The organism is Pseudomonas schmalbachii, assembly GCF_017589465.1.
GTDB lineage: Bacteria > Pseudomonadota > Gammaproteobacteria > Pseudomonadales > Pseudomonadaceae > Pseudomonas > Pseudomonas schmalbachii.
This window is the reverse complement of record NZ_JAELYA010000008.1, coordinates 26881-41570: the sequence shown is the minus strand read 5'-3', so window position 1 is coordinate 41570 and position 14690 is coordinate 26881. Positions and strand designations below refer to the sequence as shown.

General features: G+C 65.3%; 14 protein-coding genes and 1 pseudogene. 13 read left to right on the top strand and 2 right to left on the bottom strand.

Annotated features, from left to right (window positions below; all coding sequences use genetic code 11):
• Positions 1–3 precede the first annotated feature (3 nt).
• The 10 genes and pseudogenes from JFY56_RS19250 to JFY56_RS19205 form a co-directional block, all read left to right on the top strand.
• A pseudogene (locus JFY56_RS19250) lies at positions 4–1407 on the top strand (type VI secretion system Vgr family protein); the annotation flags it as partial.
• A 26-nt stretch (positions 1408–1433) separates the two neighbouring features.
• Positions 1434–2066 (top strand): DUF2931 family protein, encoded by a 633-nt coding sequence (locus JFY56_RS19245; RefSeq protein WP_208315661.1) that lies wholly within the window; start codon positions 1434–1436, stop codon positions 2064–2066.
• Between the two features lie 61 nt (positions 2067–2127).
• Entirely contained in the window at positions 2128–2268 is a 141-nt protein-coding gene (locus JFY56_RS19240; RefSeq protein WP_208315660.1) for a type VI secretion protein, read from the top strand.
• Positions 2269–2293: 25 nt separating this feature from the next.
• Entirely contained in the window at positions 2294–3481 is a 1188-nt protein-coding gene (tagH, locus tag JFY56_RS19235; protein WP_208315659.1) for a type VI secretion system-associated FHA domain protein TagH, read from the top strand.
• Between the two features lie 5 nt (positions 3482–3486).
• The gene (gene tssJ / locus JFY56_RS19230) at positions 3487–3975 is read left to right on the top strand and encodes a type VI secretion system lipoprotein TssJ (RefSeq protein WP_208315658.1); all 489 of its coding nucleotides are present in this window, start codon (positions 3487–3489) and stop codon (positions 3973–3975) included.
• Positions 3972–5303, top strand: a complete 1332-nt coding sequence (tssK, locus tag JFY56_RS19225; protein ID WP_208315657.1) for a type VI secretion system baseplate subunit TssK — start codon at positions 3972–3974, stop codon at positions 5301–5303. The genes tssJ and tssK overlap by 4 nt, the downstream gene beginning before the upstream one ends.
• Positions 5304–5308: 5 nt before the next feature.
• On the top strand, positions 5309–6178 hold the full coding sequence (icmH, locus tag JFY56_RS19220) for a type IVB secretion system protein IcmH/DotU (RefSeq protein ID WP_208315656.1): 870 nt from the start codon (positions 5309–5311) through the stop codon (positions 6176–6178).
• Between the two features lie 17 nt (positions 6179–6195).
• Entirely contained in the window at positions 6196–9723 is a 3528-nt protein-coding gene (gene tssM, locus JFY56_RS19215) for a type VI secretion system membrane subunit TssM (RefSeq protein WP_208315655.1), read from the top strand.
• Entirely contained in the window at positions 9723–10451 is a 729-nt protein-coding gene (locus JFY56_RS19210) for a PP2C family protein-serine/threonine phosphatase (protein ID WP_208315654.1), read from the top strand. The genes tssM and JFY56_RS19210 overlap by 1 nt, the downstream gene beginning before the upstream one ends.
• On the top strand, positions 10448–11404 hold the full coding sequence (locus JFY56_RS19205) for a serine/threonine-protein kinase (RefSeq protein WP_208315653.1): 957 nt from the start codon (positions 10448–10450) through the stop codon (positions 11402–11404). Before JFY56_RS19210 ends, JFY56_RS19205 begins: the two co-directional genes overlap by 4 nt.
• Before the next feature lie 97 nt (positions 11405–11501).
• Here the strand turns inward: JFY56_RS19205 and JFY56_RS19200 are convergent, their stop codons facing one another.
• Both JFY56_RS19200 and rph read right to left on the bottom strand, forming a co-directional pair.
• Positions 11502–11873 carry a DUF4870 domain-containing protein gene (locus JFY56_RS19200; protein WP_208315652.1) on the bottom strand — a complete coding sequence of 124 codons (372 nt, stop codon included), beginning with the start codon at positions 11871–11873 and terminating at the stop codon, positions 11502–11504.
• A gap of 30 nt (positions 11874–11903) precedes the next feature.
• Entirely contained in the window at positions 11904–12623 is a 720-nt protein-coding gene (gene rph / locus JFY56_RS19195) for a ribonuclease PH (RefSeq protein WP_208315651.1), read from the bottom strand.
• Between the two features lie 168 nt (positions 12624–12791).
• Here rph and JFY56_RS19190 point away from each other — a divergent pair, with 168 nt between their 5' ends.
• From JFY56_RS19190 to rpoZ, 3 genes are all read left to right on the top strand, one after another.
• The gene (locus JFY56_RS19190; protein ID WP_208315650.1) at positions 12792–13655 is read left to right on the top strand and encodes a YicC/YloC family endoribonuclease; all 864 of its coding nucleotides are present in this window, start codon (positions 12792–12794) and stop codon (positions 13653–13655) included.
• A gap of 61 nt (positions 13656–13716) precedes the next feature.
• Positions 13717–14328 carry a guanylate kinase gene (gene gmk, locus JFY56_RS19185; protein ID WP_208315649.1) on the top strand — a complete coding sequence of 204 codons (612 nt, stop codon included), beginning with the start codon at positions 13717–13719 and terminating at the stop codon, positions 14326–14328.
• 89 nt (positions 14329–14417) lie between these two features.
• The gene (gene rpoZ / locus JFY56_RS19180) at positions 14418–14684 is read left to right on the top strand and encodes a DNA-directed RNA polymerase subunit omega (protein WP_208315648.1); all 267 of its coding nucleotides are present in this window, start codon (positions 14418–14420) and stop codon (positions 14682–14684) included.
• Positions 14685–14690 lie beyond the last annotated feature (6 nt).

Genomic DNA, 14690 nt, shown 5'->3' with positions numbered 1-14690 from the left:
AGGATGTTCAACCCCGCCAACCAGGCCCATTTCACCCTGACCATCGACGGCCTGGCGCATGACCTGCAGGTCCTCGAATTCCATGGCCGGGAAGCGATCAGCCAGCCCTACCGTTTCGACCTCGAACTGGTCAGCGAGCGCCCCGATCTGGATCTGGAAAGCCTGCTGCACAAGTCGGCATTCCTGTACATGTCGCCGTCGGGCACAGGCATCCACGGGCAGATTCACCAGATCGGCCAGGGCGATTCCAGCCGGCGCCTGACCCGCTACCGTCTGACCCTGGTGCCGCGCCTGGCCTATCTCGCTCATCGCATCAACCAGCGCATCTTCCAGCAACTGACGGTGCCGCAGATCGTCGCCCGGGTGCTGGAGGAGCACGGCATCCTCGCCGACGCCTACCGTCTCCAGCTCGGCTCGGCCTATCCCGAACGCGAATACTGCACCCAGTACGACGAGTCCGACCTGCACTTCATCCAGCGCCTGTGCGAGGAAGAAGGCATCCACTACCACTTCCGGCACAGCGCCAGCGGCCATGTACTGGTGTTCGGCGACGACCAGACGGTGTTCCCCAAACTGGCGCCGGTGACTTACCAGCAGGACAGCGGACTGGTCGCCGACACCCCGGTGATCAAGCGCCTCGGCCAGCGTCTGGAAACCCGCAGCAGCCGCGTCAGCCGCCGCGACTACGACTTCGAGCAACCGCGCCTGCGCCTGCAAGGCCAGGCCCGCAGCGAGGCACTGCCGGACCTGGAGGACTACGATTATCCCGGCCGCTTCACCAGCGGCGAGCGCGGCAAACACCTGGCCCGCCGCGCCCTGGAGCGTCACCGCAGCGACTATCGCCTGCTCGACGGGCAGAGCGACCAGCCATTGCTGGTCAGCGGGCATTTCCTGCCGCTGCAGCAACATCCCCGCCCGGAGTGGAACGATCTCTGGCTGCTCACGGAAGTCATCCACGAAGGCAAGCAGCCGCAGGTGCTGGAAGAAGGCACGACATTCCCCTCGCCCAGTGCGGGAGCTGACAACAACTTCACCCAGGGCTACCGCAACCGCTTCCTTGCTACCCCCTGGGACGCCATCTTCCGCCCCCCGCTGGCCCATCCCAAGCCGCGCATCCTCGGCAGCCAGAGCGCCGTGGTCACCGGACCCGCCGGCGAGGAAATCCACTGCGACGAGTATGGCCGGATCAAGGTGCAGTTCCACTGGGATCGCGAAGGCCAGGGCGACGAGCGGACCAGTTGCTGGCTGCGCGTGTCGTCGAGTTGGGCCGGCGACCGCTACGGCGCCATCGCCATCCCGCGGGTCGGCATGGAGGTGTTGGTCAGCTTCCTCGAAGGCGACCCCGACCAGCCACTGGTCAGCGGCTGCCTGTACCACAAGGTCAACGCCGTGCCCTACGAGCTGCCGGCCAAGCCTCAGGAGGGCTACCCGGAATGAAGCGCCTCGCGATTTTCCTGTTTGCTTTAGTTCTAGCTGGCTGCGCCATTGGCCAGGGCAAACCCAGACTGCCCTACAACACCTGGTACGTAGGCATCGCCGCACCACGCTTCATGGAAGTCTGGGTGGAAAGCGTCGATGTAATAGACCGTCGCGGTCTGGCTTTCGAGCGCGTACATGGCGGGGTTGTCGGCTATACCAGCAATCCAGTGGGCTGGCACAAGGGGGGAGGCGCCATGAAACCGGTCTCCGGTGTCGACCTGCCGGAAATCATCTTCGTCCGCTGGCAATCCCTGGTGGAGCCCCAGACCTACAACGTACGCATCGATATCCCGCAGTGGGTGCGCGACGAGATGCTCAAACCCCAACGGGCATTCTGCCCATGGGATGGCCACTGGATCGACAACCAATATCGATACGACATCTCCGTCGGCATGGCTCCCGGCGGCATCGCCAAGGCCTGGGTGGGCGGCCCTTGCCTGCCAGCCAAGGAAATCGGCCGATTCCAGGGCAAAGTCGATCCACGCGGGCCGTACGAAGGATTATCGGATGGCAAGTACTACCGGCCGCCGACCGACGCATCCAAAGCCTATATCGAACAACACGGCATCCCCTATGGCTCGTGGTGACACCTTTGCCTGCAGCCTCACCAGCCCCTGATCCCAATATTCCAACCAAGGAGAACACCCGATGCCCCGCCATCGCTGGTACATCGCCCTTCCAATCCTCGCTGCCCTGCTCGGACTTTGCGGGTGCAGCGGCAACTACAAGTTCGACGACAACGAATATCGGCCGCTGGGCGATCCGCAAGTGATCAATCGCGGCAACTGATTGCAAGCAAGGAGGCAATACGACCATGGAGCTGGTTTTCGAAATGGTGAGCGCCCAACAGTTCGTGCCCGGGCTGCTGACCAGCAAGAGCTTTCGCCAGGCCGGCGGATTGATCGGCCGGGCCGAGGAGTGCGACTGGGCGATTCCGGACGGCAAGCGCCACCTGTCCAACCACCACGCGCGGGTGAGCTACCGCGATGGCGCGTTCTATCTCACCGATATCAGCAGCAATGGCATCCACCTCAAGGACAGCGGCGCCCGTCTGCCCAGGGGCGAGCCGCAACGCATCGAGCATGGCAGCGTCTACTGCCTGGGGGACTTCGAGATCCGCGCGCGACTGGTGCAGGATCCGGAGCTGTTCGATGGCCAGATCGGCCGGCCGCTGGAAGCCGGCAGCATCATTCCGGACGACGCCTTCCTCGACCTCGATCCATTGATCGCGCTGGACCAGGAAGAGCCGGTCCATGGGCAAGACGACGATCTCGCCATGTTCGGCGATGCCGCCGCCATGCAGCCTCGGGCGGACTATGCACGCATCGACATGGAGAGCCTGCCCCTTCCCGAACTGGTGCCCGCCCCCATCGAAACGGCACCGGCACCAGCCGCGGAAGCCGATCCAGACAAGTTCTGGAAGCGTTTCGGCGAGGCCCTCGGCATCGATATCTGCCATCTCGACCAAGACAGCCGCGAGGATTTGGCAGTACAGACCGCTCGCCTGCTCTGGCAGAGCATCGCCGGCCTGCAGCAGAGCCTGCGCACCCGCAGCGAACTGAAGAACGAGCTGCGCCTGGCCCTGACCACTGTGCAGAGCGCCGGCAACAATCCGCTCAAACAGGCCATCGACAATCGCGAGGCCATGGCAGCTCTTCTGCTCGCTGGCCGGCCGGGCCAGTTACCCGCCGAACAGGCCATCGCCCGTGCATTCCGCGACCTGCAGGCGCATCAGGTGGCGATGCTCAGCGCCAGCCGCGCCGCGTTGCGTGCCACGCTCGAGCACTTCGCACCGGAGAGCCTGGCCCTGCGTTTCGAGCGCGACGGCCACAGGTCACTGCTGCCGGGCTCCGGGGGGCTGTGGCGGGCCTTCTCCCGCTACCACCGCAGCCTGCAACAGGACGATGACTGGAGCGAGCGCCTGCTCGCCCGCGACTTCGCCCGAACCTATGAAGAACAGGTGCGCCTGATCGCCACCCTGGATACCGAGAACCAAGGATGATTCCCATGAACCGCTCCAAGACGCTGGCCATGCTGGCCGTCCTGGTCACGCTGGCCGGCTGCTCCGCGCTGTCGCCCTACTCCAGCCTGACCAAGCTCGACCTGACGCTGAGCGCCAGCGACCAGCTCAATCCCGACCTCAACGGGCGCCCCTCGCCGATCGTCCTGCGCCTGCTGGAACTGCAGCATCCGGTGGCCTTCGAGAACGCCGACTTCTTCAGCCTCTACGAGCGACCCAAGGAGTCGCTCGCCCCGGATCTGGTCGCCAGCGAAGAAATCGAACTGCGCCCAGGCGAAACCCGGGAGTTCAGGCTCAGCGTGCAGAAAGGCAGCCGCTATGTCGGCCTTCTCGCGGCCTATCGCGACCTGCCGGAAACCCGCTGGCGCTATGTACTGCAGGTGTCGCCCGGGCAACGCACCCAGGCCATGCTGCGCCTCGACCGGGACGGCATCCACGATGCCGCCGAACAGACTGCCGGGGCGGGTGAGCGATGAGCACGAGTAAGGTCATCTGGCAGGAAGGCATGCTGCTGCGGCCCCAGCATCTCCAGCAGAACGATCGCTACTACGACAACCAGCTGAAGACGCGCACCCGCCTGCTGGGCGGCCACCGCTGGGGCTTCTTCAACCTGGAAATCGACCGGCAATATCTCAACATGGGCAAGCTGGTGGTCAGCCGTGCCTCCGGCATCCTCCCGGATGGCAGCCTGTTCGACCTGGCCCTGCAGGGCGAGATGCTGGCCGTGGACGTCCCGCCGAACACCAGTAATACGCCGGTTCACCTGGCGCTGCCGCTGGTCACCGGCGACCACATCGAAGCACGCCGCGCCGAGCAGCAGGATGTGCTCGCGCGCTACACCGCACACGCCGAGGAAATAGCCGACTCAAACGCCGGCGAGGGTTCCAGTTGCCAGGTGAGCTGCGCGCGCCCCAACTTCCGCCTGCTGCTTGGCGAGCAACAGAACGACCACGCCTACGTGAAACTCAAGCTGTGCGATGTGCTGGATACTTCGCCGGACGGCGTCATCAGCCTCGATCCGGAATTCATCCCGAGCTTCGTCCACTTCCATGCCTCCGGCTACCTGCTGTCCTGCCTCAAGGAAGTGGTCAGCATGCTCGCCCATCGCGGCGACACCCTGGCCGAACGCATCCGCTCCACCGGCAAGGTAGGCGGCGCCGAGGTCGGCGACTTCATGATGCTGCAGCTGATCAACCGCACCGAACTGGTACTGCGGCATTACCTTGGTCTGGAGCAGGTCCATCCGGAAGAAATCTACCGCACCCTGCTGGCCATGCTCGGCGACCTCGCGACCTTCGCCAGCGACAGCAAGCGCCCGCGCCTGGACAGCCGTTACCAGCACGGCGACCAGGGCGCCAGCTTCCGCAAGCTGATGGATGCGATTCGCCAGGTGCTGTCGATGGTGCTGGAGCAGCACGCCATCGAGCTGCCGCTGCAGCAGCGCCAGTACGGAATCCAGGTCTCCACCCTGCACGATCACAAGCTGCTCGGCTCCGCCGCCTTCGTCCTCGCCGCCAGCGCCCAGTGCGATACCGAGGAGCTGCGCCAGCGCCTGCCGTCCCAGCTCAAGGTCGGCCCGGTGGAGCGCATTCGCCAGCTGGTCAACCTGCACCTCCCGGGTATCCGGGTCAAACCCCTGCCGGTGGCGCCGCGGCAGATTCCCTTCCATGCCAACAAGGCCTATTTCACCCTCGAACTCTCGGCGGAGGAACTGGCGCAACTGGAACGCTCCGGTGGCTTCGCCTTCCACGTTTCCGGCGAGTTCAGCGGGCTTGAACTGAAATTCTGGGCAATCAGGGACTGAACGAAATGACCAGGGAAATGGATTACCAGCAGGACGACCGGACCGTCCTGCTCGACCGCCGGGGCGAGGCGCCGGCATACAGCCAACTGACCGACTTCAGCGAGTCGCCGCGCTTCGAACAGCTGGAAGAACGGATGATCTACTCGGCCCGCCTGCGTCCGGCGGAGGCCTTCAACATCAGCCTGAATCCCCTGGTGGCGGCGGCCTCCGGACTGCTCTCGGAAGTGGTCCGGCTCAAGCACAGCCATACCGAGGAAGACCTTCCCAGCCTCAAGGAACGCCTGTCGGGCCACCTCAAGCAGTTCGAGCTGCAGGCCCTGCACGAGGGTGTCGAGGGCAACCAGGTGATGGCCGCCCGCTACGCCCTGTGCACCGTGGCCGACGAGGCCGTGGTGACCACTCCCTGGGGCAATGAAAGCCAGTGGTCGCAGATGAGCCTGCTGAGCACCTTCCACAACGAGACCTTCGGTGGCGCGAAGTTCTTCCAGTTGCTGGAGCGCCTGTCACGCAACCCGGTGAAGCACCTGGCGATGCTGGAGCTGATGTACCTCTGCCTGTCCCTCGGCTTCGAAGGCAAGTACCGCGTGATGCCGCGCGGGATGCTCGAACTGGAGGCGATCCGCGACAGCCTGTACCGGCAGATCCGCCAGCTGCGCGGCGACGTGCCGCGCGAACTGTCGCCGCACTGGCAGGGCCTCGACGCCCGGCGCGGCGGCCTGGTGCGCATCGTGCCCTGGTGGCTGGTGCTGCTGTTCACCCTGGTCAGCCTGGCGGCGATGTACTCCTGCTTCGCCTGGGTACTCGGGGAGCAACGGGAGAACGTCCTGCAGCCGTACCAGCGACCGGGCATGGAGTCGGTCGTACCCAAGCCGTGAAAACAGGGATGTGGATGATGAAAGAGTTCTTCAAGAAACTGGCGGCCTTCCTGCGCCGGACCTGGGTGTGGACCCTTCTGCTGGTCCTGCTCCTCGCCCTGCTGGTGTGGTTCGCCGGGCCGCTGCTGGCGGTCGCCGACTACAAGTTCTGGGAAAGCGCCGCCTCGCGCCTGCTGACCATCAGCGTGCTGTTCCTGGCGTGGGGCCTGTTCATGGTCTTCGCCAGTTGGCGCGCCAACCGGCGCAGGAAACGCGAAGCGGAAAATGAAGGCGGCGAGGAACGTCTGCGCCGCTCGGAACAGATCGAGGAAGAGCAGCAGGAACTGCGCGCACGCTTCAAGGAGGCCCTGCATACCCTGCGTCGCTCCAGCCTCTACCGTGGCCGCAGCGAGCGCTGGCGCAACGACTTGCCCTGGTATCTCCTGTTGGGTCCGCAGGGCAGCGGCAAGACCAGCCTGCTGGACTTCTCCGGCCTGGAATTCCCGCTCAACCGGATCGAGCGCAAGCTGACCCGGGACACCAGTGGCACCAGCCATTGCGACTGGTACTTCGCCGAGCATGGCGTGCTGATCGACACCGCCGGCCGCTACCTGACCCACGCCAACCCCGAGATCGACGGCACCGCCTGGCAGACCCTGCTCGACCTGCTGCGCAAACGGAAACGGGCCCGTCCCCTCAATGGCGTGCTGGTCAACATCCCCATCGAGCAGTTGCGCGACAGCAGCGAGTCGGAGCTGGACACCCTAGCCCGCCAGGTTCGCGCCCGCCTGCAGGAGGTCCAGCAGAAGCTGCACACCGACCTGCCGGTCTACCTACTGCTGAGCAAGGCCGACAGGCTGCTCGGCTTCGACGAATTCTTCGATCAGCTGTCGCGCGAGGAAAGCGACCAGGTACTCGGCGTCAGCTTCCGCAAGGAGCAGAACGGCACCGATGTCTCCGTGCTGCGCCAGGAGTTCGAGGAGTTGCTGCGGCGCCTGAACAGCCAGGTGATCACGCGCATGCACCAGGAGCGCGACACCCAGCGTCGCGGCCGAATCCTCGACTTCCCGCACCAGCTCGGCCGGATCGGCGAGCGCCTGTGCCTGTTCGTCGACCTGGCGTTCACCGGCAACCGCTACCAGCGCGCCAGCCAGTTGCGCGGTTTCTACCTGACCAGCGCGCCGCACCTGGCCGAGCGGCTGGACCAGGATACCGCCGAGATCGGCCACAACCTCGGCCTCTCCAGCACCGCCCTGCCCACGCTGCGCCAGGGGCGTACGCGCTTCATCCATCACGTGCTCAGCCGGGTGATCTTTCCCGAAGCGGAACTGGCCGGCCTGGACAAGCACGAAACCAGGCGCATCCACTGGGGGCAACGCGCGGTCTACGCAGGCGCCCTGGCGATACTGGTCCTGTTCGGCGCGCTCTGGGCGACCAGCTTCTCCGCCAACCATGATCGCCTGGAACAGCTGCGCGACCTGGCACAGCAACTGACTCGGCAGCACGCCGCACTCGGCACCCAGGACGACGCCATGGCAGCGCTGGAACCGCTCGCCAGCAGCCATGCCGCCACCCGGGTATTCCCCGCCGACGGCGACGTCGCGCTACGGGAACGCGGCGGCCTGTACCAGGGCGAACGAAGCACTCCGGTGCTCGAAGCCAGTTATCGCCACGAACTGGAAAGCCTGCTCCTGCCACGTGTCGCACGAACCCTGGAGAACCAGATCCGCAGCAACCTGGGTAATCGCGAACGCCTGCTCGGCAGCCTGCGCGCCTATCTCATGCTCGGCCTGCCGGAGCATCGCGACCCGGGCTTCCTCAAGGACTGGCTCGCCACCGACTGGTCATTGCGCTATGCCGGCAACGCCAGGGTGCAGAACGACCTGAATGGCCACTTCGCGCGCCTGCTCGAACAGCCTTTCGTCTACCCGCCGAACGACACGCTGGTGAGCCAGGCACGCCAGGCGCTGCGCAGCGAATCGCTGGCCAGCGTGGTCTACCGACTGATGCGCGAACAGGCGAAAAGCCTGCCGGAATATCGCCTGAGCCAGCACCTCGGGCCGCAAGGGTCGCTGCTCGGCGGCACCGACTACAGCATTCCCGGGCTGTACACCCTGCGCGGTTACCAGCAGTACTTCGTCACCCAAGGGGCCGGGCTGGTCCGCGAGATACTGCGCGACAACTGGGTTCTCGGCGAAGGCAGCGAACTCAGCGGGATGGATCTGCAGCGCCTGATGGTGGAACTGGAGCAGCTGTACTTCCGCGACTACTCCAGCTACTGGAGCGACGCCGTCGGCCAGGTTGCCCTGCAGCCATTCAGCGAGATCGCCCAGGGTGCCGACCAGCTTGCCGGTCTCACGGCCGCCAATTCTCCGCTGCTGCAATTGCTCGTCGAAGTCCGCGACAACACCCGCATTCCGGGCATTGCCGAGAATGCCGGTGACGTGGCTGAAGCCACCGCCCAGGCCGACGGCAAGCTCGGCAAACTGGGCAAGGTCGCCGCGGCGGCAGCGAAACAGGCACAGGACGCGCTGGCGAAAAGTCTGCCGGACACCGCCCGGATGGCCTTGCAACGACGCTTCGATCCCCTGCATCGGTTGCTCGACGAAAACGCCGGCCCCTCCGCCGACCTGACGCCCGCCCTGCAGGCGCTCAACGACCTGCAACTGCAACTCGCCGGCCTGGCCCGCGCCAGCCTGCCCGACCAGGCAGCCTTCGACCTGGCCAGGGCGCGCATGGGCGGCCAGCGCGATGCGCTGAACAACCTGCGCATCGCCGCCGCACGCCTGCCGCAACCGGTCAGCGGATGGTTCAACCTGCTGGCCGAAGACTCCTGGCGACTGGTGCTCGCAGACGCCTACCGCTACCTCAACCAGCGCTACCAGGGCGAGCTCTACAGCGTCTACTTCAAGGCGATCAACAAGCGCTACCCGTTCAACGCGCATAGCGAGAGCGACGTGGCCATCGCCGACTTCCGCGAGTTCTTCAAGCCCCAGGGCGCCGTCGAGCAGTTCTTCGACAGCTACCTGCGCCCGTTCGTCAGCAACGACGCCGGCAACTATCGCCTGCGCAGCATCGACGGCCACAGCCTGCCGGTGTCGCGCACGATCCTCGAACAGATGGGCAGGGCGCAGGTCATTCGGCGCAGCTTCTTCGCCGACAATCCGGCCGAACCGCAGGTGCAATTCAAGCTGGAGCCTTACTCCATCGACTCCAGCCTGGGCCGCGCCGACTTCCGCCTTGGCAACCAGCAACTGGAATACCGCCACGGCCCCATCGTGCCGGCCGCCTTCAAGTGGCCGACCGATGCCGACGACGGGAAAACCAGCCTGACCCTGGAGGAGCTGGGCGGACGCAAGGTCGTCATCGAGAAGAACACCGGCCCCTGGTCGCTGTTCCGCCTGTTCGACCTGATGCAGACGGAATACCACAGCGGCCGTGACGTGCTGATGCTCAAGGCCGAGATCGGCGGACTGCGCGCCAACTACCTGCTGCTCGGCCAGCGCTCGCCGAATCCGTTCGACATGGGCGGACTGCGCGACTTCCGCCTGCCGGTGTCGCTCTGATGCTGGCCGGCAAGCGTTGGCGCAGCGCCGCGCGCACCGACCCGGGCAAGGTCCGCTCGCGCAACGAGGACGCCTTTCTCGACTGCCCGGAGCATGGCCTCTGGGCGGTCGCCGACGGCATGGGAGGGCACCGCCATGGCGATCTGGCCAGCCGGCTGATCGTCGAAAGCCTGGCCGAACTGCCAGTCATGGGCGACCTCGACGAGCGGGTACGCCGCTTGCGCCAATGCCTGCACTGGCTCAACCGGCGGCTTGGCGAAGAACTGACGGTGATCTCCGGGCAGACCGAGCAGACCGTCGGCAGCACGGTGGTCGCCCTGCTGCGCGACGGCAATCGCGCGGCCTGCGTCTGGGCCGGCGACAGCCGCTGCTATCTCTGGCGCAACCAGCGGCTGTACCAGCTTTCCCGCGACCACTCCTTGCTTCAGCGTCTGCTCGATGAGGGGGAGGTGAGCCCCGAACAGGCTCGCCGCCATCCCTCCGCCCACGCGCTGACCCGCGCCGTGGGCGCCAGCGCGCAACTGAATCTGGAAGTGCTCGAACTGGAAGTCCGCCCCGGCGATGCCTTCCTGCTTTGCAGCGACGGCCTCTACCAGAACCTCGACCAACGGACCCTGGATCACGCCCTCAGCCTCGCCTCGCCGCGTGCCGCCCTCGAACGCCTGTTCGACAGTGCCCTGCGCGGCGCCGCACGGGACAATCTGACAGGGATCGTGATCCGCCAATGAGCGAAATGGACGTAGCCGACAATCCGACCTGCTTCGAGATTCCTGGGGAGCATGGAGCACTGCCGGCGCCACCTCTCCCGCCAGGTGAGCTGCCCGAAGTATTGAACGGTCGCTACCGGATCGAGCGGTTGCTCGGCGTGGGCGGCATGGGCGCCGTGTATCGCGCGCGCGATCTGCTACGCGAGCAGTTCGGCGAACCCGATCCCTACGTGGCGGTAAAAGTCATCAGCGAAACCTTCGCCGAATACCCCGACGCCAGCACCCTGCTCTACAGCGAATTCGCCCTCACCATGCGCCTGCACCATCCGCATGTGGTGCGCCTGTATGACTTCGCCGTGGATCTGCAGTGCCGTCGCGCCTTCATCACACAGGAACTGATGCGCGGCCTCACCCTCGACCGGCTCCTGTGCGAACGCCCACAGGGCCTCGTCTGGAACGAACTGCGAGAAATCGCCCTGCCCTTGCTCGACGCCCTGGCCTATTCGCATGAAAGGGGCGTCCTGCATGGAGACCTGAAACCCAGCAACGTAATGCTCGCCGAGGACGGCCTGCGGCTGTTCGACTATGGCCTGGGACAATCGCGGGACGGAGTGCTGCCCGGACTGCCGCGACTATGCCGCGAACACATCGCTGCCTGGACACCCCGCTACGCGGCCCCCGAACTGCTCGACGGCGCACCTCTCTCCACGGCCACCGACATCTTTTCGGTCGCCTGCGTGCTCTACGAACTGGCTTGCGGAAAACACCCTTTCCCCAAAGATACGCAAACCGTACAAGTGGACCGGCAACCGCCTGCCCCTGCATCGCTGCCAACACACTGCTGGCGCGCCTTGCGCACTGCCCTGTCGCAGAGCGCAGAGGATCGCAGGATCAGCGCTCGAGAGCTGCATGAGGCATTCAATACGGCAGTACCCGGCAATCGCAGGCGCTGGATCGATTGGCGCGCCAGGTGACACTCGCCGTACCGGCTCCTGCCGGCCATACCTCCGGAGTTCGCCAGCACAAACGAAAAAGCCGGCATCGAGCCGGCTTCTTCATCCCTGACAAACGCTACTTGAGCGGCCGCCAGGTGAACGGATAGCTGTACGGCACGCCTTCGTTGGCCTTGATGCCGGCGATGATGGTCAGGACCAGGGCGACGATGGTGACCAGCCCCAGCAGCAGGAAGCCGATGATCACCAGCATCAGTACGCAACTGATCAGCATGGCCAGGGTGACGGTGATCTGGAAGTTCACCGCTTCCTTGCCCTGCTGGTCGATGTACGGATCGGATTCTCGCCGGATCTGCCAGACGATCAGCGGCCCGAGCAGGTTGCCGAAGGGGAACACCAGGCCGAAGAACGCCGCGTAATGGCAGAACATCGCCCACTGCCGGGCTTCGCGGCTGGGTTGCGTCTGCGGGACTTGCGCTTCATCGATCATCGTTCACTCCTTGAAAAGGGCAATCCGTGCTCAGTCGGCCAGTGCCGCACGCTGCAGCTCGAAGAGCTCGCGCAGGCCCTGCTGAGCCAGTTCCAGCATGGCATTCAGCTCGGTCGGCTGGAAGGGGGTGCCTTCGGCGGTGCCCTGCACCTCGATGAAGCCGCCGGCATCGGTCATCACCACGTTCAGGTCGGTTTCCGCGGCCGAGTCCTCGATGTAGTCGAGGTCCAGCACCGGCACGCCGTTGTAGATGCCGACGGAAACCGCGGCGACCATCTGCTTGAGCGGCTCGCCCTTCAGCGCGCCACGCTTCTTCAGCACGGCCAGGGCGTCGATCAGCGCCACGGTGGCGCCGGTGATCGAGGCGGTGCGGGTGCCGCCGTCGGCCTGGATGACATCGCAATCGATGTACAGGGTGTTCTCGCCGAGCTTGGTCAGGTCCAGCGCCGCGCGCAGCGAGCGGCCGATCAGGCGTTGGATTTCCAAGGTGCGGCCACCCTGCTTGCCGCGGCTGGCCTCGCGCTGGTTACGTTCGCCGGTGGAGCGCGGCAGCATGCCGTATTCGGCGGTCAGCCAACCCTGGCCCTGGCCCTTGAGGAAGCGCGGCACGCCGGCTTCGGCACTGACGGTACAGATCACCTTGGTATCGCCGAATTCGACCAGCACCGAGCCTTCGGCGTGCTTGGTGTAATGGCGGGTGATACGGATCGGGCGCAGCTGGTCGGCGGCACGGCCACTGGGACGGTTCATCGGGGACACCTGTAAGACTGACGAGGCTGGAGTTGGCCGCCATTATAGAGGCCCCCGGCGGCACACAACCACCGCCAACGTGCGGCTGGGCGTTTCGCTGGGGTACAATCGCCGGTTCTCGACGGGCTATGCTTCCCGTTTTTCCAGATTATTCAGCGAGGTAGCTCCATGGTGCACAGCATGACCGCATTCGCCCGGGTGGAACGGGCCGGTACCAATGGCACCCTGAGCTGGGAACTGCGCTCGGTCAATCACCGCTATCTGGAACCGAACCTGCGTCTGCCGGAAGCCTTCCGCGACCTGGAAGGCAGCGTGCGCGAAGCGCTGCGCCAGGGCCTGTCGCGCGGCAAGGTGGAATGCACCCTGCGCTTCATCGAGGACAACGCCGGCAAACCGCTGCAGGTCGACCGTGAACGCGCCGCGCAACTGGTCGCCGCCGCCGAGAGCGTGGCCGCTCTGATCAGGCAGCCCGCGCCGCTCGACCCGCTCGCCGTGCTGGCCTGGCCGGGCGTGCTGGTGGCCGATGCCGCCGATCCGCAGGCGCTGAATGCGCAGGCACTGGCCGCCTTCAACCAGGCACTGGACGAACTGAAGGCCGGCCGCGCCCGCGAAGGCGCCGAACTGGCGAAGATCATCGACGAGCGCCTGGCCGCGATCCTCGATGAAGTGACCAACCTGCGCACGCTGGTCCCGGAAATGCTCGGCAACCAGCGGCAGAAGATTCTCGACCGTTTCGCCGAAATGAAGGCGGAACTCGACCCGCAGCGTCTGGAGCAGGAAATGGTCCTGCTGGCGCAGAAGAGCGACGTGGCCGAAGAACTCGACCGCCTGACCACCCACGTGACCGAAGTGCGCCGCGTGCTCAAGGCCGGTGGCGCTGCCGGCCGACGCCTGGACTTCCTCATGCAGGAGCTCAACCGCGAGGCCAATACCCTCGGCTCCAAGGCCTTCGACCCGCGCTCCACTCAGGCGGCGGTCAACCTCAAGGTCCTGATCGAGCAGATGCGCGAACAGGTCCAGAACATCGAATAAAACCGGCAGCTCCGGCTGCTAGGCTTTCCAGAAACCTACCGTAATACTCAGGAACCCCGTTATGCCCGGCACCCTGTACATCGTTTCCGCCCCCTCCGGTGCCGGCAAGACCAGTCTGGTCAAGGCCCTGCTCGACAGCATGCCCAGCGTGCGCGTATCCGTCTCGCACACCACCCGCGGCATGCGCCCGGGCGAGGTGGACGGGGTCAACTACCACTTCGTCGGCCGCGACACCTTCAAGTCCATGCTCGAGCGCGACGAATTCCTCGAACACGCCGAGGTTTTCGACAACCTCTACGGCACTTCTCAGCGCTGGGTGGAAAAGACCCTCGCCGAAGGTCTCGACCTGATCCTCGAGATCGACTGGCAGGGTGCCCTGCAGGTGCGCAGGCTGATGCCGCAGGCGCAGTCGATCTTCATCCTGCCGCCCACCCAGCAGGCCCTGCGCCAGCGCCTGACCAACCGCGGCCAGGACAGCGACGAGGTGATCGAGCGGCGCATGCGCGAGGCGGTCAGCGAGATGAGCCATTACGTCGAGTACGATCACCTGGTGATCAACGACGATTTCGCCCATGCCCTAGAAGACCTCAAGGCGATCTTCCGCGCCCGCCAGCTACGCCAGGATGCCCAGCAGAAGCGTCACGCCGAGCTGCTCAGTCGTCTGCTAGCCTGAAATCGGCACTTCCATAAATATTGGCGATTTTTTAGACTATCCAGTCCGCCCGGTAATTTCCGGGCTTCATCATCGTTACGAGGAACACCATGGCCCGCGTCACCGTCGAAGACTGCCTGGACAACGTCGACAACCGTTTCGAACTGGTCATGCTCGCCACCAAGCGCGCACGCCAGCTGGCCACCGGCGGCAAGGAGCCGAAGGTAGCCTGGGAAAACGACAAGCCCACCGTAGTCGCCCTGCGTGAAATCGCCTCCGGCCTGGTCGACTATGAAGTGATTGCGCAAGAGGACGTGGTTGAAGATGAGCCGCTGTTCGCCGCATTCGAAGACGAGGCCAACAACGAGGCCCTGTAAGTTCAT

Excerpts from the sequence above, each read along its gene's own strand:
- JFY56_RS19200 (WP_208315652.1), bottom strand. The coding sequence starts at position 11,873 with ATGATCGATGAAGCGCAAGTCCCGCAGACGCAACCCAGCCGCGAAGCC.
- JFY56_RS19240 (WP_208315660.1), top strand. The coding sequence starts at position 2,128 with ATGCCCCGCCATCGCTGGTACATCGCCCTTCCAATCCTCGCTGCCCTG.
- gmk (WP_208315649.1), top strand. The coding sequence starts at position 13,717 with ATGCCCGGCACCCTGTACATCGTTTCCGCCCCCTCCGGTGCCGGCAAG.
- tssJ (WP_208315658.1), top strand. The coding sequence starts at position 3,487 with ATGAACCGCTCCAAGACGCTGGCCATGCTGGCCGTCCTGGTCACGCTG.
- tagH (WP_208315659.1), top strand. The coding sequence starts at position 2,294 with ATGGAGCTGGTTTTCGAAATGGTGAGCGCCCAACAGTTCGTGCCCGGG.
- rph (WP_208315651.1), bottom strand. The coding sequence starts at position 12,623 with ATGAACCGTCCCAGTGGCCGTGCCGCCGACCAGCTGCGCCCGATCCGT.
- rpoZ (WP_208315648.1), top strand. The coding sequence starts at position 14,418 with ATGGCCCGCGTCACCGTCGAAGACTGCCTGGACAACGTCGACAACCGT.
- JFY56_RS19190 (WP_208315650.1), top strand. The coding sequence starts at position 12,792 with ATGGTGCACAGCATGACCGCATTCGCCCGGGTGGAACGGGCCGGTACC.
- tssM (WP_208315655.1), top strand. The coding sequence starts at position 6,196 with ATGAAAGAGTTCTTCAAGAAACTGGCGGCCTTCCTGCGCCGGACCTGG.
- tssK (WP_208315657.1), top strand. The coding sequence starts at position 3,972 with ATGAGCACGAGTAAGGTCATCTGGCAGGAAGGCATGCTGCTGCGGCCC.
- JFY56_RS19210 (WP_208315654.1), top strand. The coding sequence starts at position 9,723 with ATGCTGGCCGGCAAGCGTTGGCGCAGCGCCGCGCGCACCGACCCGGGC.
- JFY56_RS19245 (WP_208315661.1), top strand. The coding sequence starts at position 1,434 with ATGAAGCGCCTCGCGATTTTCCTGTTTGCTTTAGTTCTAGCTGGCTGC.
- icmH (WP_208315656.1), top strand. The coding sequence starts at position 5,309 with ATGACCAGGGAAATGGATTACCAGCAGGACGACCGGACCGTCCTGCTC.
- JFY56_RS19205 (WP_208315653.1), top strand. The coding sequence starts at position 10,448 with ATGAGCGAAATGGACGTAGCCGACAATCCGACCTGCTTCGAGATTCCT.